Origin of the sequence: Enterococcus pernyi, from assembly GCF_045371165.1 — a bacterium.
GTDB classification, from domain to species: domain Bacteria; phylum Bacillota; class Bacilli; order Lactobacillales; family Enterococcaceae; genus Enterococcus_B; species Enterococcus_B pernyi.
The window spans coordinates 218,234-239,180 of record NZ_JBIQDM010000004.1; the positions used below are offsets into that span (position 1 = coordinate 218,234).

Genomic DNA, 20,947 nt, shown 5'->3' on the forward strand with positions numbered 1-20,947 from the left:
TCACTGTTAGTGTATCATTAGATGAGGAAACAGAACAAACGTGATACTTAAAATACCAGACTTTCAATCACTATTATTCTAAACATGCTGAAGGCAATACAATTCGCTCAAAAAATACCGGAACTACTCATGTTAAAGTTTCGGTTCATAATCATGAATAGAAAAGATTTAATTACTTTTATTTTGCAATAATTCACTACTTTTAGTTTACCTTGGTGGCTTTAATATCTGGCTTTCTAATTTTTCATTTATTAATATTTCCTATTTCTTTCTACATCGTAAGAGGATTTTTTCGATTCATCAGACTTTACTATCAGAGGATTTATTGTACATGAAGTCTATAGCTACGTTTAAATTCAATATTTGCCATTTTCATCACTGCTTTTATTGCTTCATCTGAAGAGTCGAATTCATACTTACTCTTTTCGAATCCCTCTTCAACTATTGTATATCGTTCTTGATCATAACTGATAAGTAAATAGCGATCTTTTTTGAACGTAAGAATTTTTAACTTAAAACAATCCTTCGATTTAAATTTTCTTTTCAAAAATTGCTTTAATTGCTTTTTACAAATCATGTTCATTTTACTATGCCTCTACTTTCTTCATAGACTTAGTAATTCTGTGATTTTTATTGAATCGATGGACAAATCTATTTACTTCTTTATCAAATAATTCTTTTTTTAACGTTCGACTAATATAAAAAACTTGTACCTTTTTATCCTCTATCATAAAAGCAATTCGAAAATTTTCTTTTCCTAAGCGGATTTTCATTTCATAAATTGATTGTTTTACAGGTGTAACAACAAGTTTGATTCGATAAAAGTTGTGTGTCAAATACTCATTCACTTTATATAAGATTATTTCTTGATACCTTTTTGATTGATTCTCAGAAAATATATTCAGAATTTCTTTACTGACTTTAACTTCATATGTCATGCCTATCCCTTCTTACATATATTTTTAAAGTCTATCTATCCACACTTTCTCACTGATAACCTTTATAAAATTAAGCATGTGTTGTCCTTCTATTGCTTTGTCTGATTAAAGTTTCAATCATTTTCACTTTTCTATGATAGTGATATTTGCTTTTCCACAAGTTAATTCTTGTTCTAATATTGACTTTATTTGCAATGCACATTCTTTTGAAAATGGTTCAGCCTCTTCCCATGATCCTAATAATGGATAATTATGGCGTACCGTTTTAACATACTGTTTATTTTTTACTCCTCGCGTTTGGACTTCTACATAATACATAACTATACCTTCTTTGTTAAATTATTTATGTAAAGGCTACTCTTTCAAGCAGCTGAGAAAAAGTGGCAGAAAACACAGAAGCTCTGGTGAGACTAATTGAGGGTTGCAACAACAAGCCTTTTGTCCTAAAAGTTGGATAGAAGATCATGCACCACAACATAATTATAGTCTATAAAAACAAGGCTTTCTATTCGTTTTAATTATATATGTTATAAAAAATGCCATCCGAAGATGGTTAGCGCATAAGCTTTTACCTGTATTATAATTTTATAATTATTGATGACTTCTATTCACTTCAACCGCTTTAATATCAAGCTTTTAATATTACTAATAGTTTCTGTGCTTTAATGAAAATTACTATCATTTTTAGTTACTCCACCAAAGTATAGCTCAAAAACCCACCACTTTTTCAATCAAATAATCCTATGGAGGGGATAAACTATCAATTGTTGAGTTCTTCTACTCCTTTATGCAAATAAGCATATATAAGGGTTTTATTTTGAAGAATTTATGGCAACGTCCTATACTTAAATTATCAAATAAAAAGGACGTGAAGATAAATGTCAGATTTAGAACACAAAGAAGAAAAAGCTTTAGACAAAATTGTTGCTACAGTCAATAAACTGGATAAAGAATTAAATGAACTTGATACGTTATCTGAAAATCCAGAAAAAAAACACAACCTAAAAAAATGGTTAGTTGAACGTAAGGCGATTCATGAAATCAAAAAAATTCTTCATGAAGCTGATAAATACGAAAAATATGATGAAAAAGAACTTGATAAAGAATTTAAAGAAATTAATGATCTATTACAATAATCTGTTTAAACGACTCATTTTGAGTCGTTTTTTTTATACAAAAAAACGACCAGAACGAGTCTGGATAATAGTTGAGTTACAAGAAGATTGTACACGTACCCAAATTCCTTTTAGCTACCGTCATCTATCGCCAACTATATCTAATTACGAATAAGTTTTAGTAATATACTTGATGAACACCTTTCTTTTCTGCAACTCCTCATGGTCAAATGGTTTTTATGTTTTTACTTGTGTTGCTACGGTTTAGAACTAGAAATAAAAAGCATTTCAAAAAACAAAAAAAGGCTAAAAACCTTAATCAATAAGGTTTTTAGCCAATCAAAAATCAATAAAATTATTTAACTGTTACTTTTTTCTAACCCATCAACATTCACCATTAATCCTTATCTATTTACAATAAAGGAAAACCTGCAAAAGGTCATTGTTCATAATTATCAATGACCTCCCAAAAGTATGGTCAAAGTATGGTCATTTTTCATTTCGTTATCGACGTAAAACTGACATGACGTATTCAAAAAATGCGTCATGTTTTCTTTACAAAAAAAGCTACTCTTTCGAGTAGCCCAAGAGACAATAATTCGCATCAAACATATAAGAATGGGTGTGTTAATCGATTGTGGTTATGCGAATTATATTGCGCTACATGTGAAGAAGATCATGCGAATACAATCATATAGCACACTTTAATTATAATATATGTAATTAAGTTATTTTTCAATTTCGTTATAGCTGGTATAAAAAATACCACCCGAAGGTGGTGAAAATGGTTGATTTGGAGTTGGTAAAAGAAGTATTGTAATTTGGCCAACATCAGTATTCCTGTTGCTAATGATAATCTAAAGTTAACTATATTTACACCTATTAAATTTTATTAACAAAAAATAAAACAAAAGAAAAAATACTTGTAAACTTTTAATTTTTAAACTAAAATACACTCAAGAAGTATTTTTAGGGAAAATTTTGCCCAGGTTTAAAACCAAATTAGGGACTTTGGTGCCCATCAGACCTCTTTTTAAGAGGTCTTTTTTTTTGCAATTACATTTAATGCACTTCTTAAAGCAAAATGAACTGACATATAATTACTGAGATCAGGATTGGATATAGCATTATTTCTATAATAAAATTCAACTACACTAACTTCCTCATTATTCTCATTTGTAACATTAGATGAGGTTCCTAATACATTATATCGATACAGCTCTTTCATCGAATGTTCTATCATCGAAGCATTTGTTATTCCAGGATATCTATTGGGATTTTTTTCATAAGTGCTTATTAAATCTTCTAACGTAAACGTAATCAACTGATTATCTTTTAATAATAAAATACCATCTACTAATAGAGGTTTATTAGGACTTCTATTTATTTCATTCTCTAATTCTTTATAGAATTTTATTGAATAATCAGGAATAGAATTAGTTACATGTGAAGGTTTTATTTTTTCAAATTCTCCATACTTTTCTTTTATTGTGTTTAATAACATAACAAAATCTCTCGGTCTGCCAAAACTATGGTCTATCAAATATTTAATAAAAGTTTTTCGTGAAACTTTTCCTGGAAAAGTACTGTAATAAATATCTGTATCTTTAGCGTTACAAAAATCTTTGCTTGACTGTTTAACTTTTTTTATTATCATCTGAGTCAACGGTTGTTTTAAAAGCCCAATTTTAGAATCATATTCCCAATTCAATTGTATTGAATTTGAATTAACTGTCTTACTAAAGTTATTAGTTTTTTTGTTTAAATCGTCTGCCATATCTTGTCGCATAAGTAAAAATATCTTTATTTCTATTTTCTTATCTCTAAATTCTGCATTCATCCTTTTTACTGTTTTAACCATACTATGAATAAATGTAATTTTAGCTTCATTTGTTCCAGCAAAAATCTCTAATTCATCTAAATCATCAAATATTAAATACATTTTTTTATTTTTGAGTAACTTACTGCATTTCTTTACTGAATTCAAGTAATTTTTAATTTCTTTGTAATACTCTTTTTCTTCAAAATCTTTACTTATTAATCGCTCCGTAGTTGATTCTGTATCACCACCAACTGATGACTGTATTCCCATAACAGCATTAATACTTGTAGCTAATGTATCTTTATCTTCTGTTCGAAATCTTTTTAGATCAAATGGCTTATTTCTAATCATCTCTTTCAATTTTCTAACACAAGGAAATATTAAATAATACCATTTATTCAATTTTTCAAATTGGAAATTAGCTATTTCTGATAAGAAAAAATATTCCCAAAAAATAATCATTTCCTGTTCAGAAATTTCTTTATAGTTAAACTTTTCTAGTTTCTTTAGAGCAAATTCAGATTCGTCTAAAATTTTAACTAAATTAAATACTTTTTCTTGCTCATTTTTAAAATATTCAGCAAGTAACGTCTTACCTGTCCCTTTTCTTCCAATTACAAGAAACTTTGAAGGTAGTAGCATATCTTCATAAGAACGAAATCCTCTATAAAATATATTTTCAAATGAATTACGTTCCTTAGCTTCATATGCTTCATCTTTTCCTTCTACGTCACCAAAGTAAATATCTTTTATTTTCACTTTAAAACAACTCCCTAAGCTTATCCAATGAAAAAAGCGTATCATTTTTTTTAAAGAAAAACAATATTTACGTTGGGAATAGATTGCTCTTATGAACACTATTAATATGTACCCTGTAGGACTCGAACCTACGACCGGACGGTTATGAGCCGTCTGCTCTAACCAACTGAGCTAAGGGTACGTATGCCACCTACCTGACTAGGTGGCATAAAAATTATCTCATACCGTTCGAAACTTGTCTATGATTTATCGTTTAGGAATAGTCAAAACATACTCAGGAAAACGAATGTCGACTGTTTGTCCATTGATCGTATTTCCGTTCGGATCGTTTGTTCGTCGTAACATCGGAAAGACTCTTTTCCCTGCAAATTTTCGGATATCTAGTGTGCCATCCAATCCAAATCGCAGGCCACTAGGTAATCCATATGCTGCATTCACATCATCTCTAATAATACCAGCTGATTTACAACGACCAATTTCAACATCCGGATTGTCGGCATCCATCCAGAAGACATATCCTTGATTTAAATAAGCTGCACCATTGGTTGGCACTAACCACCCAGCAATCCGAAATGTACCTAAGACTAGCTCGTTAAACACTTCCAACTTGCCTACATAGTTCCCACTCGTTTTTTGTGGGCTCGCTAAAATAATTTGATCATGGGTTAAGTTATTCCCCGCTCGTAATCGTTCACGAACCGTATTCATGTTAATACCTGGGCAGATATTCGAGGCATGACCGCTAAATTCGTTATGCCCTAATACATCATTGACGGATAAACCAAAACGTTGCATGGCCGCTTTTGCTCGTTCTTCAAATGCTTTTTCTTGTTCAGCTGTAAATGAACCATTACCAACAAGGCAAATATGGTAAGTCGGTGTATTATGTCCTCCCACACCATTTGTCACATCATTATCGAAGTAGCACCATTGTACGGTACCATCTCGTAAAATGATTTCATGATAGCCACCTGTCCCCCAGCCTAATGTGCCATTCCAATGGTTCTGAAACGCCCAAACGTCTCCAGTAGATGTTGCAGAATGATGACGAGCAATTTTAGTTACTTGAGAAACATTTCTTTTGGCATTGGTTGGTCCTAAAATTCTTGAATCGCCTCTTAAATCTACAATTTTTGTCATAATCAATTCCTCCTAATTTTTTATATAAAAACACAGCCCTTTGGCTGTGTTTTTCCTTTGCTTAATTTGTCATTCTTCCGACTGAATAACACTGTTTCCTAAATCAAATAATCCACCAGCGGCTAATCCTGAAACAGCTCCGGCCCATGCGTAGATCGCTAAATCTTGTGGTGCTAGGGTCACTGCGTATAAAAAGCCTAACAAAATACCCGCAATCACATTGATCACAGGTAAGAGTTTGTAATCCTTCATTTGTGTTTTGATTAACCCTGTGACACCTACGACTAGTGGTGTAATAATACTTGATGCAGCTAAGATTTCTGTCATTTTATTTTCTCTCCTTTCCAATTTGCTTAAAAATAGATCTGATTTGTTCTTCGATAATTGAAAGCCGATTGCCATACTCAGCCTGGCTTTTTTCTACCCGGATGATCGTCTTTTCTAACTTTCCTAACGTGTGATCAAGTTTCGTGAACATCGCATAAAATTTCGCCACGCCCACCATCAACGATCCACCGAGTGTTAGGATCGCGATCCATTCTCCGATTGTAATTCCCTCCATAAGTACCCTCCTATTCTTTTTTAACTAATAAATTAGTCAGAAATACGTTCGTTAATATATTCCGGTGTGACATCCCAGCTATAATCATTTGGGTTACTACTATCTTTCAAACCTTCACCAAAATATTTATATTCCGAAATATTTGGAGTAGCTATATCACCTTTTTCTATTTTTAATGATTCAATCGTTGCTTGCCCCATTGTAGCCTGAGGAAACTGATAAATTTGTAACGTACTAGGGGAAACACTCCCATTCAAGTTCACTTCTGAAGGAGTGAATGCCAGTCGCCAAGTATCCGCAACTCCTTCTACTATTTCCATGTCCCCAATATTAGAGGTACTATTCGGACCAGTCGTGTATACCCTAAATGATTGCGGACCTAATTTGGTCCCTTTCAAAGTTAAGGTATATGTTTGGTCAGCAATAAATGGTTCAATCATTTCAGCAGAATAAACTAAATACTGTCGACTACTTATCGGGAAAGTTTGTTCTTTGTTTGCTAGATTTTCGTTCAAGGAAATCTTCGACATCTGATACGGTTCAACAAGTAGATTGGGTTGATAAGGTGTAGCAATCGATCCTTCTTCTACCTTTATATTTCGAAGAGAGATTTTCCCTTTAATTCGACTCGAGGCTGTAACATCTTGTAAGACTACATACCATTGTTGAGGCAGTGTCGTAGCATAGGTTACTATTTGAGTACCTTTAATTGTGTGCCAGCTATTAGTAGCGGTTGGAGAAGGTCTGGCTGTAGCCAACATGACCTGTCCTCCAGGCAAATAATTAGTAGTTAGTCTAATATTACTGGCATCACCCTCTAAACCTTCATGTAACATAATCTCGGCGCTAATTGTGTATCTCTTTCCATTTTGAAGAGCAGGTAAGCGCATGCTTGTATTAAATTTAGTTAGTTGCGCAGATCCGTCCAATGTGAAAATGATCTCGCCATCTGGTCCATCTTCAACTGTAGCTCCATTTCCCGATGTAAAATGAGCAGCTGTAATCTTTGGTAATAAATTGGCATTCCCTGAATATTCATAATTCCCAAAATCAATACTGTTTGAGTACATCTTTTTAAGTTTTCCGAGTTCACCAATTTTTTGATTTGTCTCATTTACTTTATCTTCAATTTTTTCTACTTTTTGCTGTAATTGAAATAATTGTTCATTTGATTTATCGACAACTTCTTTCACAGCTTCGCGTAGATCCTCAAATCTTTTCACGTAAAACGACGCCATCTCATCAAGCTTTTGATCAATCCATGATTCTTGAAACTGAGTGCTAAACACTGGGTAATCCAGCGATTGTCCATTATGAAATTCTACATAAACATAAACCAAGACCTGACCAGAATAGGCGTACATATCGTTGGGCAACATTACACTTACCTTACCTTGTTTAGCGTCTTCAATTGCGACCGATCCGTCGGCACTTTCTAACAAAAATGAACAATCAGCGTTCACAAAGTAAAAGCCTAAAATAACATTTGTTTCAGACAGGTCCAGCGGTTCTCCTTCTAATTGGAAGTTGATCACTTTTTTTGCCACGTGTTGATCATAAGTGAAAAATTCCGTATTGGTTGGTATTGGAGAAACACGTTCGTCAGTCGTTTTATTTAGAGTAATCTCACTCGTTATATAGAGTTCTTCCATCTTACATCTCCTTTCAAATCTTATTTTGTAAAACCTATTATCGTTTCTCAACATTTATCCTTATGCTGTTAGAACTTCTTTAATATATACTTGATCAACGCCCCATGCATTCACTGAGCTGGTCGTAAAATTAGTTTCTGTCACAAGCGTTACTCGATCGCCGGCATTAAATTTTCTTGCCATGAACCATCCAACATCATTCCGCCAATTTAATGAACCAGCGATACCAGCTACACGCCAGTCACTAGCTCCGTTCACACGCATTCCAAGATAAGCATAATAGCTGGCATTGTTCGTTTGGCATGTAAATTTCCCTGTGAATTGGAGTGTACAATCTTTTAAAATCGTTAAGGTTTTAGTATCTTCAGATAATGAAAAAAAATTATTATTTTTGGAACGATTATTATCATAAGCATACGGTCTACCCCAATTTAAAACAGTGCCATTTGAAACAGGCACTCCTGCTAATCGTCCACCATTTAACGTAATACCAAAGGTTTCTTGGGCTAAGCTGTTACCTTTGTGTAAAGGGCGTTCAAGGAAGTTCTTCCTCCCTTTAATTTCTTGCGGTTCCGCTGTATTCACATAATTCTCCGCCCTCATTTCCTCTATCCAAGGCGAAATTGTTCCATCTTTTAATGTCAATCTGCGTGCTGCAAACTGCATATCTTTGTCCGAATAAACAAATTGAATACTATCCGCCGATTGTTGCCCCGCTTCTTTACCTGGAACTGAAGTAACAATAATTCCACTCTCTTTCAAGTTTTCGGGTAATTGATCATAGTCTGTCATCAACTTAGATTCCTCTATACTTAAGGAAAACGTTCCACTAAATTTCGATAATATTAGATATGATGTCGGCGTCGGCGTTAAATTATTTAGACTTAATGATCGACCATTATCAGCTGTCAATTTTACTCGCTGAAATTGAGAGGCTGTTTTCTCAATCTCATCTAGTTGGTCTTGAACTTTCTCTAAAGAGTCTGCTGCATTACTGGCTATTACATCAATCTCTTTTTTTGCATTAGTAGCCGTATCATTTAACGAATTTTTAATCGAAGTTGACTCTTTCGCTAAGTCTTCTTTCGCAGCTGTTACTTTCTTATCTATTGTTTGATCAGCTTGTGTTACTTTTTGTTGAATATTATTTTCATAGGAATGCATTAATTTTTCAAGATTATTTATTTCTGCGTCGATTATCGCTAATCGTTGTATCAGATCATCTTTTATCCTATCTCCTACTTCTTCTGTGATTTTATCTATTTCCAAACTCTGGATTTCTTGTTGAATTTTTTCTAAATCATCTAATATTTCTTTCAGTTGTTCCCAAGCTGGTTCCTTCATTAACTCTTCGACTTGTGTGTTCAACTCATCTAACGTTTCCTTGGACGCTTCTCTTACATAAGATAATTCTTTCTCTTGAATTTGTCTGATTTCTTCAATCAACTTATTGAATTCAACGATAATTAATTCTGCTTCTGGTGCTGTCATGTCAACAGTGCCTAAAACTTGCAATGAAAAATCTTGTGTGGTCGCTTTTTGATTCTGCTGAATGATAGAAAAATGAGCTAGATGATAAAAACCAATATGATCAAAACAATTTTTTGGAAATGTGTAGGTAAATCTTCCTGAGGGAGCGTCTATTGAAGAAACGCCATCTGTATTAGAGATTCTCGAACCACTGGGCGTCATACCTTCAAACTTTATCGTTGTGTTCGCTAAATTAAAAGGTTGCCCCTTATTAAAGATATGGACACGTACATTATTCATTCCATTGTCACCTATGCGTCCATAAATAATCGGGTTTACTCGATAGTCAATTGTCGTTTTAGCGATGTCTAAATATAGATCATATTTCATTATTCACCCCTCCACTCTTTCCATAATAAAATTCAATTTTTCTTCTAAGCTTTCTATACGTTTTTCTTGATCTTCGACAATTTCAATCAATTCTTGATTAGTTTTTGTATTTAAATGGATCTGCTTTGTTTGATTGATCAGTAAATAATGTGAACCTTCTTCTGCATTTTGTTCTTGTAAAAATGCAGAACTTTGTGCCGCAATACCAAATTGTTTTCCTTGAGGATTTTTTCTGGCTACAACATTTTTTTGAATGGAAATTTCTGGACTATCATCAACACCAATTTCTTCTACTACTCTCTTTTGACTGGGCCTGTAATCTTCTTTCCATTCAAAATCTATCACTTTAATTTTTTTAGTTTCTTTAATTCCATTTACTTTTGAAGGGGTAATATTTTTTTTCAATCGAATGTCTGATTGTCCTGTAATAGAAAAACCATTCATATGAATATTTGAATACACTTGATAATTCACATTATTGGAAACCGTAAAGCTTCCTGCACGAACTCGACAATTCAACAATTGTGCTGTTTCAATGTGATGGTTATTAAAGAGTGTTCTTGTTTGATCTATTCGCGCATTACTACCACTGTGAACAATTAAACGGTTTGTATAAAGACTATTGTTGCTTGACTGTGAACCCAAAGCTACATTACTCCCATTGACTGCAGAAAAATGCATCTGCCATTGACCAGTTCCGGCATTGGTTCCTGCTGCTAAAAGACCCGATTGGACTCCTGATTCGTTAAAAAAGGTGATACTAGCCCTACCTAGTCTCATTGCTTCTCTGTTATTTGCATGATAAAAAGTAAACGAATTTCCTGACAACAACATCTGTCGAACATTTGAAATAAATGACGTGATTTCTCCATTTTGTAATAACAGTCTTCGAGAACTGCCGGTTGTCTCAAAAGTACTTCCTGAAATTGCCACCCCTATAATGTTGATTGCCCTTAGCGTTCCTGTAGTTATTCTATCTGCAACAATCGCACCATTATTGGTCATTGCTAAACCGTAATTACCATTGTATCCTGTTGAACTAAATCCTAATCCACCAGCATTCCATCGCCATACATTACGTGCGGTATTGATATTTTCCGTATCCATGATAAGTATCTCTTGCGGTTCCGATAAGGAAGGATGTATAACCACGTGTCCTTTTGGTGGATTATTTAAAATATTGGAAGCTTCTTTTTGTGCCTGTTGCAGCCATTTTATTCCATTTTCTAATCGTTCTCTCTCTTTTTCTTGTTCTTTGATGGATGAACTCATCGTGCCTCTAATATCGCCTATTTCTAATGAATCATACTCATCTAAAAGAACGTTCCAGACTGTGCCAACTATTTTTGCTGTGGTATTAATCTCAAGTTCATTAAATGCAACTGTTACTATATCGCAAAGCTCTAATTCCTCTAATAAAGCATGTTGTTCATTCATTGTCGCTTTAGCTAAATCGACATACTTTAGCTTAAGATTCACATGTGGCACGCCAACTTGATTATTTTGAATAAATTGCGTTGTTAACGTTCTTAATTCTGCGACCGATTGAGGCTCTTTATCACTGAAATCGACCATTTGAATTAGCCTGTCCGGAAATTTATCTAGATGAGGGCCATCAATATAAATTTCCGGAAGTAGTAATACTTCTCCATCTTTTTCAGGATCTCTTGCATAGGGATAGACCGACGTATATGTGCTTGCAATACTATTTTCTTGAACCAAATCTTTCAGATTTTTTCCGTAAGAAATGACCACTCCTGAGTTTTTCCCAGCACTACTCATTAATCGAATTTCATTGTTATCAAAGATATATTCTCCACCGAAATTTTGTAAGATTGAACCCTGCTTTCCACCTAAAGCTTCTTGTGCATTTTGAAAATGGCCAATTTCCGAAAAATCTATTGAAGCGTTTGTTCCCACATCACTATATACTGATAGATCTCGTCGGGGTACTAATAAATTAAGCCATTGATTTAAAGCGAATTGAGCAGATACTCCAGAAAACTGGCTCCCTTTCAGAATGCCAGTTTTACCCACGATTGCACTGATATGTTCAGCATAAATCGTTACAATACCATTTTGTGGTTTAGTTACCCTTACAATTTCAAATCGTTGGCTTTTTGATCGTTTTCCAGGACCTACATCTGCTACAACCTTTTTCCCTGGTTCTAATTCTTTAAACAAAGGAGAAAACATTGGATAAGTGAAAGTCAAAAATGGAAAATCATTTCTAATCCTCGTTACCAACACTTTTCCTGCATGAATTAAAGGTCCGATTCCTAATGTTGTATAGTCATTATTGTTCTTATTATATAAAATAGGTATGCTCATATAGCTATCGCCCTCCATCTAGGTGTGATTCGCACATTAGTCAACTGATTAGTAAATGTGATCGTAGTCAGCCCAGGGTTTAATATGGGCGGATGGTAGCCATCTGTATGGATAAGGATACTGCTTGAAAGATTGATATTTCCTTCTCGATAGGCTAATCCGTTCTCACTATCTATTGTGACTAAACCTGTTCCTGCGGAACGCAAAATACGGTATTGTCTCCCACCTATACTTAATGTCGCATCTGAAGTAGCGTTATAGTGGAATTGAATAAGGGGATATGCAATTTCTAGCTCTGGATTTTCAAGCTGAATACCACTTTGAATACTTCTAGGTTGCAATCCGTCTATGCTATACATTACAGGTGCAAAGCGAAAAGGAATTCGTATATCCATCCAATCTTTTGACTGATCAGCAATAGTTATTTCTTCATAACAGATCGCTTGATACATATAATTAGGATTTAATGATAGAAAGAAAGGTTGATAATTTTTGGGCTCTTTTACCCAACGATTGATTGTTTGTAGTTGTTGCATAAGTGATTGATCATTTTGTCGTTGTATTTCAACAGGAAATATTTTTCTGATATCTTTGTAACGGTTCTCACTATAAACCAAACTTCCTTGTCGAGCGTCAACTTCTTCAAATTGAAGTGCTGTTTCCGGTGAAACAAAATAAATGTCATCCAAAAATGTCATTCGGTGTTGTAGTGATGACTGTCCATTAAATTCAAAATAGGGTTCGTTAGACATCTCTTAACGTCCTCCTTAATTCATCAGTTGTATTCTGAGCTAAATCTTTTGCTAACTCCTCGATGTCACGATCATCAACGATTGTGATTTCGCCAAAATGTATATCAATATGAGGAGTGTTATGGATCGTTCGATTAGTAGTACGTGATTCATTTGTAGAAACTGGCAGAGCTCGACCAAAATCAGCGTTCCCTGCAATCGCCACCGACTCAGCTTGAATATTCGGCAAGACAAGCTGGGCACCTAAATCCTCAATGGCATCTAACGCTAAATGCTTGAATCGCTCAATCCCTTCACCAATTCCGGCAGGGATCCACCGTCCCACATCCATCTCCATCACTTTGGATGGTGAATTGATATCTAAAGCTCGTTGCATCGTTTGTGCCACTTGATTAGCGATGGAAGCTGCAGTGCTAAGAACTTGAGCTTGCCCGGCAATTAATCCATTGTTTAAACCGATCATAGAGTTTTGACCAATGCGATAAAACTGATCAGGTAGATGATTCATTTGATTAGGCATCTGTTGTGCACCCTCACGGATAATGTCATTTGCACCCTGCATCCCATCACGATAGGCCTGATTTGATTCACGCATAGCTGCTGTGGCAATCTTAGGAAGACTTTGTAAAGTTTTATCTAACTCCTTAGTTAGTTTTTCAAAAACTTCCTGCATTTTTTTAGATCCTTCATTGGATGTCTTGACCATCTCTTCCGTCATTTTATTGATTTCAGAAACTGCCTGAGGGGCGGTATCAGCGATACCTTGGCTTGTGCCTTTACCTACCTTTTCTCCATGTTTTTGGTATTCTTGTTGATTCATGTGTGTGGAAATTTCATTCCCTGGTACTAGTGCAATTTCTTTCGCTGCTTTTTGGACAGCCCCTTGACTATCCTTTATTCCTTTGGCAGATCCGGCACCAACATCTTGACCATTTTTATTGTAGTTACTAGCAGTCATTTCGTTGTTTAAAATATTTTCTGGAACCATCGCAATCTCTTTTGCTGCAGATTCTACTTGTGGTTTTCCTTCACGTACACCTTGACTTGTGCCTTCACCAACAGGATGCCCCAGAGAAATATATTTATCGATCCCCACGGTTTCTCTAATCGTTTGTTCCGGAACATTAGCTACTTCTTTAGAAGCTTCTTCTACTGAAGTAATATTATCTAAAATTCCTTGCCCAAATTTTGTTGGTGGTGCTGCACCCATTGAGGCATAGTCTGTTTGTTCTAGTTGAGGGCCCATCACTCTCTCTGGCGTTTGAGCAACTTCCTTTGCTGCTTCCTCTACTTTGGGGGTTGCTTCTACCATCCCATCCCCAATTTCTTCGACAGGTTGACGTCCCCACTGTGCAAAATCTTGCCCCTCTGTTCCTCTGCGTAAAGATGCCTCACTTTTTTCTGGAACTAATCCAAATTTTTCAGCAACAGTTTCCGTTTCTTCACCAACGATATTTGCCATACTCGCCATCGCTTGCTTCATCGTTGCGTCCGCAGTCCCATTTAAATCACTAATGTGCTGTTGTGCTGTTTCTGGTAATTTACCTAATTCAAGATCTAAATTTTCAACAAACCACGCCGATTGTTCAGCTGACATTTTTGGTAGGTCCTCCATATGAAGACCCATTTGTTCCAGCAGGGTTTTTGTATGTTCTCCACCTAACTCCGCTAATGAACCAAGATTTAATCCCATCTCATCTACCATCTGTTGCGTTTGTAATGCACCTGCTGGACCTAATTTTTCAAGTTGCATAATAATGCCATCATCTACACCGGCCTTCGCCAAAATGGCAACATTGGTCGACCACGTTCTCATAGCTTCAGCATTTTTTTGTAGATTTTCCTTCATTTGATCCAAGCTGATTGCTTCTTGTTGTTCAATCTGCTTAAAAGCATTTCCTGATTCTTCTACCAGCTTTTTGTACATGCTATTCATAGATTCCAAGGCAGCTTGTTGTGCATCAGATAGAACATTCCATGAAGTAATCATCTGAGAATTAGCTTCTGAGACTGTCTCTGCGACTGCTCGCCTTTTTTCTTGCTCCTCCGTGTACAATTGATTTCGTTCAGATTGATTTTCAACAAGTAAACTTTGAAGTTCATCTTCCTTTTGAGAGAGTCCTTCCAGTGATTCTTTAACCTTTTTCTTTCCATCCACGCCAGATTCTGAGGCTTCTTGCTCCAATCTCATACGTTCTTTGGCTACTTCAGTTAATGAGGATTCAATGTCTGCAGCTTCTTGATTCAACGTCTTTTGTCGTTCGGTTAGCCGATTGACTTCTTCCATTCCTTTAGAAGCTTCAATTCGTTTGTTTATTTCTTCTGTGGTTGCATTAAGCAGGCCTGTTTCTTCGTCGTAAGAGAGATTTAGACCAGTCACTGAATTATTCAGTTCATCAACTGTATCAGCCATCAATTTTTTATCCGCAGCCGATTTATCTTCAATTGCTGAAAGCCTTTGTAATTCAGCTGCTAGATCCTTGTTTCTTTCTGTATTCGACTCGATCACTTTAGCTTGTGATTCAAATTCTTTTGCACTGGACTGGGTTGACTTTTCTACGCTATCAAGATCGCCTTTTAATCCATCTAATTCACTAGCTAATTCTTTGGCTTTTTTACGAGCTGCAAAGAAATCTATGCCCATTTTGGCGGCCGCAACTCCAGCTAAACCAAGTGCAACCGCAGTGCCTGCGACCACAGGATTTAACAGAATACTAGCAGCCGCTAATGCTTTCTTCGCTACTGCAGAAGCACCAGCAGCAATCGCATAGGTTTTTTGGGCAGCTGCTGCCCCTTTTAGTGAAGCTGCATTGGAAATGTTTGCTGCGACAACCGCTTTAGTGGTGGTGGCGTTCTGTAAGTTGAGACTGATTCCCAGTTTTGTAGCAACTGCATCAACTTTTTTAGCCATCGTCGCACCAGAAGTTGCACCGGTCAGGTATTTCAACATCTGAACATAAGATGCTGTAGCAACTACTGCTTTCTGTACAATAAGTAGTCCACCAAATGCAGTTCCTAATCCGATAATTACAGGTGCTGCCGTCACAGCTGCGTCTTTCACAGCAATAACCCCACCAGCCATCATATCAATAGCCGAAACAACCGGAGGGATGACACCAGCGATACTATTCAACGCCCCTTCAAAAGTTTTACCAAACCCTTGAATATTTTCTTTCATTGAGCCAAAGCGAGTTTTGCCAAATGCTTCGTCCATAGATGCGATAATGTTTGCTGTTCCTCGACTTGTTGCAGTAGCCATATTGGCAAACGACCCTGCCCAAGTATCCCCAGCTTGTTGAGCCATCCCAGAAACCGAGGTGAATTCATTCCCACCATCACGCATCGCCTGTTCAACCGTATCAAAAAACTCATTGGCACTAATTTCGCCATCACGCAACGCATCACGAATACTCTGCATACTCATGCCAGTTGCATCTTCATAGATTTTCCAAGGATCAACACCACGACGGACCATCCGATCCATTTGAGCCATGTTTACGGTACCGGTGGCTCGCATCTGGATCATGGCATCCATCACATTATCCATTGTTTCTGCAGCGCCATCACCATACATGGCAACTGCATCACCCCAGATTTGATAACTTTTCGTCGATTGTTCTAATGAACCATTTTGCATAACTAAACGTTGAACGGTCTGTGCCGCACTATCAAGCATGTAGTTTGTACCAACAACGACATCTCGAACGCCTTCCATCCCTGCAGCGGCTTCTTCTGAGCTACCAGTTAATCGAGTCATCGTATTTTCAAAGTTATTCAAAGTATCAATACGACCAAATGCACCATCTAATGAACCTTTAGCCATCGTTAGTGCTGTAGTTGCTCCTTTTGTGATCAACATCGCTGCGCTTAATTTCCCAACACTACCAGTTAACAGATTGGCACTAGGATTAGGCTTCTCAAAAGAATCACCTAACTTACTCCCAGTGGTATCTGCGTACTCTTGTAGGGCCAATAAATGCCCCTTCATAGCATCAACGGCAGATCCTAATGCACTTGATCCATGTTTGGCTCCGGCTTCAATACTTTCTGAAATGCTTTTCCCGGCTTTGGTAGCAGACAGTTCCACAGGCGGTACCATTTTCGAAGCTGTTTTCCCAATACTTTCCGTGGCATTATTGGCTTGTTTAGCACCAGATTCAAACGATTCAGCAATTGCTCGACCTGATTTATTAGAAAAACTCTCCACACTATTTAGTAACGAACTTCCTGATTTACCAACGCTATCAAGAGCTGCAATTGATGATTTCGCTCCGGAATCAAAATTTTCAGCAATGCTTTTCCCGGCTTTTGTGGCTGATAAATCGACTTGCGGTACCATTTGATTCACAGATTTCGTAATAGAATCTGTAGAAGTTTCAGAATCCTTAGCAGCACTTAGAAAAGTTTCACTAATACTACGCCCCATTGTTGGTGCAGAAGATTCCACAGAAGAAACCAAGCTTGTGACTGATTTAACGACACTTTCATTGGCCTGATTGGCATTTTTGGCGCCAGAATCAAAGGATTCACCCATGATACGTCCTGACTTAGCTAGTTCAGTGCTCGTCGTGGCGGTTAGGTCTGCCACTCCTTTAGCCACGCTATCAGTCGCTTGATTGGCATCCTTGGCACCTGTATCAAAGTTATCACCGATTGACTTACCAGCTTTAGCTGTTGCAGATTCGGTCGTCTTTCCTAAACCTGATACGGTCTTTTCGACAGAATCTACTGCTTGATTTGCCGATTTTGCTCCTGATTCAGTATTCGCACCCATGTCAGACCCGACTTTTTTCATGACATCATCGGCATTTTTACCCAGTCTGGAAAAGCCTTGTTCGACCGTGTCAATTTCTTTCGTGACCTGTTTGCCGTTGACGATTATGTCGATCGTTACCTTACCATCACTTCGACTCATCTTCTTCACCTTCTTTCGGTAGTGCATAGAGTTTCTTCAATTTTCTTAGTTCATCTTTTGCTTCTTTATTTCCTTTTCCTGTTGGCATTTTCCTCGTCCTTATCGACACGATCTGTCTAAACCTAGTTTCATCTGGTAATCCTCCAAACAAGGCAATAAACTTCTCCCATCGCATCTTCCCTCGTTCCTCAAATAGATCGATACCGTATGATTGATAAAATGCTGCGTAAATATTTGGCGCATCATAATCAAAAGAAAAATGCTGGTCCGCAATCTCTTTCATTTTTGGTTTTAATTGGTTGCCCTTCTTGTCATAACGTGGCTTTGGTTTTTCCCAAATATCAAAAGTTTCCAAGATTGATAAAAAAATCGTATTTTGTGTTTCAATGTCATACAAAAACGAAACACCTAATAAAAGCTGTAAACCCAGAACAATTTTTTCTGGTTCCGTCAAAATCGGATCCTTTAACAAGTCAAAAAGACGTAGCACCGTATCGAAAGAAAGATCGATCGGATAACTAACGCCTTCGATTTCCACCGTGTCTTCTAATCGATACTGTAGTTTCATTGCTCTATCCTTCTAAGTAACGCTGCATTTTATCGAAGAATTGTTTTTTTCGTCCGCCAAGCTCTTCTCCTACTGCGGAACAAATCTCCATGTAGTACTCAGAGATCAATGTGTAGTCAGGCGAAAGCTTAAACAACTTGTTAAATGCGCCATCTCCTAAAAGCTGATCCATCACTTTTTCTAATTCTTCATGCGCCTTCCTGTCAGCTGTTTCCGGTTTGATCATCTCTTTTTCCAGTTTTTCAGTGATCTTTGCAGACTTTGTCGCATAATTTGAAACTAATTTCCAAAAGGCTTCTGCTCCTTTTTCGGATGTATCAATATAAAATGTGTGTTCGCCAATCTCAATTGGTAGTTGTGTTTTTTTCACTTGGATTTTTACCATGTTTGTTTCCTCCATTCGTTGGTATGTAAAAAAGAGAAGCGATAATCGCTCCTCTTACTTAGTCTCTTCTTTCTTGTTTGCTTTAGTGTTTGTTGGTGCAGAATTCAAAGACACATCTGCGTTATTACCACCGGATCCCGGAACACCTTCCGTCGGTGTTGCATCGAAGGTAATTGTACAAGAAAAATCTTCCGTTGCATCCGCTGCACCAGATCCAGCCACAATGTCTGTCACTGTCGCATGTCCAGTCCATTGTTTTGTCTTGTCAGCACTGACAACACGATGCCAAACTTTACGACCAATGCCGGTTTTATACTTCATGTCTGCAATAATTTTTTGTGCTTTATCTTCAGAATCATAGTCACCAGATACGTTATAAGCTCCAGATACACTATTGACCATGTTTGTTTTCACGCCGTTGTAGTAAGCTTTTTCCTCTGTTGTTTCCGTTGTCGCATCAGAAATGTCTTCAATTCCATCTGCCAATTCTACCCACGCAGCTTCTGTTGGTGGTGTAGCGATATTCGTAAATGGCGCAATAAAATGACCACGTTCACTGTTTACATTTTTCATTTAGTCTTCACTCTCCTGTGGTTTATTTTTAAAATAGAGTTTTGCTTGGACGACTAATCGATAATAGAAGAACTTTTTATCGTCTTGACCAAGCAAAAAGGGTTCATTGGAAATTGTCAAAGCCATGAATTGATAAGAACCATCTTCAGATGGGATAGATTTCACATTTTCTAAAATCTCAGAAAGCTGATAGATGACACGGTCGCCAGAAAAGTTTTGGGTCTTGAACCGAAATTCAAACGGCAATTCCTTGACCTTGTCCCCATTCATGTACGATTTGACTGTTCGGCCTCCCGGTAGTGGTGCCAACCGAATTGACTCCTCCTGATCGATGGCTTGGATAATCACCGGCACATCGATTTTACTGGCTACTTCCTGTAGCCGATCTATAAAATCCATTATAGTTTCGCTCCAATCTTAAATGCCTGTAACCAATCACTCATGAATAAGGGTTTCGCTGCTTCATCCCAAAATGGACCGGTTCCGGGCTGCTTATTGACAAATGGGATCCATACACCAGTTACTGGATGCTTTCGGCCGCCATAATACTGCGGACCTGCATATGGCGCATCAAATATCAGCTGACTTCCCCGACCAGATACTTGGCCAGTGTCACGCAAATGCATCGTGTCCCATGGCACCACATTTTCGTTCATGGTTTGTAGCATCCGGTTGGCCATGTTCAACTGACCAAGCCCCAAGTTATCTTCACTAAGCTTTGATCGGACACCACCTAGATCAATGTCAATCTTGATCCCACTCATCAGACCACCTCAATTTCATAGCCGAAAGGATCAGGTGAATCAGCATTCAGCGGTACAACTTTTGCGATAGTGTAATGTTTGCCAAAGATCTCAATTTGGTCTGCAACTGAAAATTCTAGTAATGGTCCAGTGTATTTCTTCACCATAGAAATCAATGCATTGGGCGTTTGTACTTTCCCATCGACATCCCTCGGCTCAAACTTGACTGTGTCATCAAAGCGGACATGCTCAATGACAAGCTCATCCTCAAGAATAGGCTCACCTCTTGGGGTTACACCAATTTTCTTCCGATAGATCATTGCATGAGGGAAAAAACGTTTTGGTGGCATTCTCATCGACTCACCCCACGATATAACAGGCCTGTGCCAGATAACTGCAGCATAGCGTCCCCAGAAAGCAGGGATACTTCGTTTGTCGATGACGAACCACCTTTGCTTTTAGAAACACTCATCCGACCAATGGACCAGCTGTCAGGCTCTTGCATGCCGAACGTTGTAGTGGCCTCAGCCTCATGCATGTACTCAATTTGATAAGCAACAGCCAACTTGAATGCATCGCGCCGCATCGGAATATCTGACTCGAGATCATTCCTCTGATAAAAACGTCTCGTTTGGATGTCCAATAATGCACTAGCTTTTCTCAGAAGCTTTCGGAAATCTTTTTCAGTCAGTTCTGTTTCTTTATCCACCAAGCGTTTATACTCTTTAAGAGACAAGTAGCCACATGGCTCGATGCTTTCCTGATCGTCAAAGATTTCGTTCAACGCCTTACGTCGTATTCGTTCCATGGTTTCACCTCCATGAAAAAAGAG

General features: G+C 37.2%; 19 protein-coding genes and 1 tRNA gene. 1 reads left to right on the top strand and 19 read right to left on the bottom strand.

Features of this window, described 5'->3' with window-relative positions:
- Positions 1-587 precede the first annotated feature (587 nt).
- Positions 588-938: a hypothetical protein gene (locus tag ACH0AK_RS07095; protein ID WP_010734288.1), complete on the bottom strand. Its 351-nt coding sequence runs from the start codon at positions 936-938 to the stop codon at positions 588-590.
- Between the two features lie 123 nt (positions 939-1,061).
- Positions 1,062-1,256, bottom strand: coding sequence for a hypothetical protein (locus ACH0AK_RS07100; RefSeq protein ID WP_010734287.1), 195 nt, complete (start codon positions 1,254-1,256; stop codon positions 1,062-1,064).
- 560 nt (positions 1,257-1,816) lie between these two features.
- Between ACH0AK_RS07100 and ACH0AK_RS07105 the strand changes: the two genes are divergently transcribed.
- Positions 1,817-2,074 (top strand): hypothetical protein, encoded by a 258-nt coding sequence (locus ACH0AK_RS07105; RefSeq protein ID WP_010734286.1) that lies wholly within the window; start codon positions 1,817-1,819, stop codon positions 2,072-2,074.
- A 1,012-nt stretch (positions 2,075-3,086) separates the two neighbouring features.
- Here the strand turns inward: ACH0AK_RS07105 and ACH0AK_RS07110 are convergent.
- From ACH0AK_RS07110 to ACH0AK_RS07190, 17 genes are all read right to left on the bottom strand, one after another.
- Positions 3,087-4,634: a P-loop ATPase, Sll1717 family gene (locus ACH0AK_RS07110; RefSeq protein ID WP_499796811.1), complete on the bottom strand. Its 1,548-nt coding sequence runs from the start codon at positions 4,632-4,634 to the stop codon at positions 3,087-3,089.
- A gap of 107 nt (positions 4,635-4,741) precedes the next feature.
- Positions 4,742-4,815, bottom strand: a tRNA-Ile gene (locus ACH0AK_RS07115).
- A 65-nt stretch (positions 4,816-4,880) separates the two neighbouring features.
- Entirely contained in the window at positions 4,881-5,774 is an 894-nt protein-coding gene (locus tag ACH0AK_RS07120) for a peptidoglycan recognition protein family protein (protein ID WP_499796812.1), read from the bottom strand.
- 69 nt (positions 5,775-5,843) lie between these two features.
- Positions 5,844-6,101 (bottom strand): holin, encoded by a 258-nt coding sequence (locus ACH0AK_RS07125; RefSeq protein WP_499796813.1) that lies wholly within the window; start codon positions 6,099-6,101, stop codon positions 5,844-5,846.
- A 1-nt stretch (position 6,102) separates the two neighbouring features.
- On the bottom strand, positions 6,103-6,336 hold the full coding sequence (locus ACH0AK_RS07130) for a hypothetical protein (RefSeq protein WP_438844314.1): 234 nt from the start codon (positions 6,334-6,336) through the stop codon (positions 6,103-6,105).
- A gap of 32 nt (positions 6,337-6,368) precedes the next feature.
- Complete coding sequence (locus ACH0AK_RS07135; protein ID WP_499796814.1) at positions 6,369-7,988, bottom strand: BppU family phage baseplate upper protein; 1,620 nt, start codon at positions 7,986-7,988, stop codon at positions 6,369-6,371.
- Between the two features lie 60 nt (positions 7,989-8,048).
- Entirely contained in the window at positions 8,049-9,848 is a 1,800-nt protein-coding gene (locus ACH0AK_RS07140) for a BppU family phage baseplate upper protein (RefSeq protein ID WP_499796815.1), read from the bottom strand.
- A 3-nt stretch (positions 9,849-9,851) separates the two neighbouring features.
- The gene (locus tag ACH0AK_RS07145) at positions 9,852-12,179 is read right to left on the bottom strand and encodes a phage tail spike protein (RefSeq protein WP_499796817.1); all 2,328 of its coding nucleotides are present in this window, start codon (positions 12,177-12,179) and stop codon (positions 9,852-9,854) included.
- Positions 12,176-12,931: a phage tail protein gene (locus ACH0AK_RS07150; RefSeq protein ID WP_499796818.1), complete on the bottom strand. Its 756-nt coding sequence runs from the start codon at positions 12,929-12,931 to the stop codon at positions 12,176-12,178. The genes ACH0AK_RS07145 and ACH0AK_RS07150 overlap by 4 nt, the downstream gene beginning before the upstream one ends.
- Positions 12,924-17,846: a tape measure protein gene (locus ACH0AK_RS07155; protein ID WP_499796819.1), complete on the bottom strand. Its 4,923-nt coding sequence runs from the start codon at positions 17,844-17,846 to the stop codon at positions 12,924-12,926. Before ACH0AK_RS07155 ends, ACH0AK_RS07150 begins: the two co-directional genes overlap by 8 nt.
- A complete protein-coding gene (locus ACH0AK_RS07160; protein WP_206855051.1) occupies positions 17,833-18,414 on the bottom strand; it encodes a Gp15 family bacteriophage protein in 582 nt (193 codons plus the stop codon). The genes ACH0AK_RS07155 and ACH0AK_RS07160 overlap by 14 nt, the downstream gene beginning before the upstream one ends.
- Before the next feature lie 4 nt (positions 18,415-18,418).
- Positions 18,419-18,799 (bottom strand): hypothetical protein, encoded by a 381-nt coding sequence (locus ACH0AK_RS07165; RefSeq protein ID WP_242543245.1) that lies wholly within the window; start codon positions 18,797-18,799, stop codon positions 18,419-18,421.
- A 54-nt stretch (positions 18,800-18,853) separates the two neighbouring features.
- The gene (locus ACH0AK_RS07170; protein WP_023520360.1) at positions 18,854-19,372 is read right to left on the bottom strand and encodes a phage tail tube protein; all 519 of its coding nucleotides are present in this window, start codon (positions 19,370-19,372) and stop codon (positions 18,854-18,856) included.
- On the bottom strand, positions 19,373-19,771 hold the full coding sequence (locus ACH0AK_RS07175; RefSeq protein WP_207699872.1) for a phage tail terminator protein: 399 nt from the start codon (positions 19,769-19,771) through the stop codon (positions 19,373-19,375).
- Positions 19,771-20,136: a minor capsid protein gene (locus tag ACH0AK_RS07180; RefSeq protein WP_206855059.1), complete on the bottom strand. Its 366-nt coding sequence runs from the start codon at positions 20,134-20,136 to the stop codon at positions 19,771-19,773. Before ACH0AK_RS07180 ends, ACH0AK_RS07175 begins: the two co-directional genes overlap by 1 nt.
- Entirely contained in the window at positions 20,136-20,471 is a 336-nt protein-coding gene (locus ACH0AK_RS07185) for a putative minor capsid protein (RefSeq protein WP_499796821.1), read from the bottom strand. The genes ACH0AK_RS07180 and ACH0AK_RS07185 overlap by 1 nt, the downstream gene beginning before the upstream one ends.
- Positions 20,468-20,923, bottom strand: coding sequence for a head-tail connector protein (locus tag ACH0AK_RS07190; protein WP_499796823.1), 456 nt, complete (start codon positions 20,921-20,923; stop codon positions 20,468-20,470). Before ACH0AK_RS07190 ends, ACH0AK_RS07185 begins: the two co-directional genes overlap by 4 nt.
- Positions 20,924-20,947: the final 24 nt, after the last annotated feature.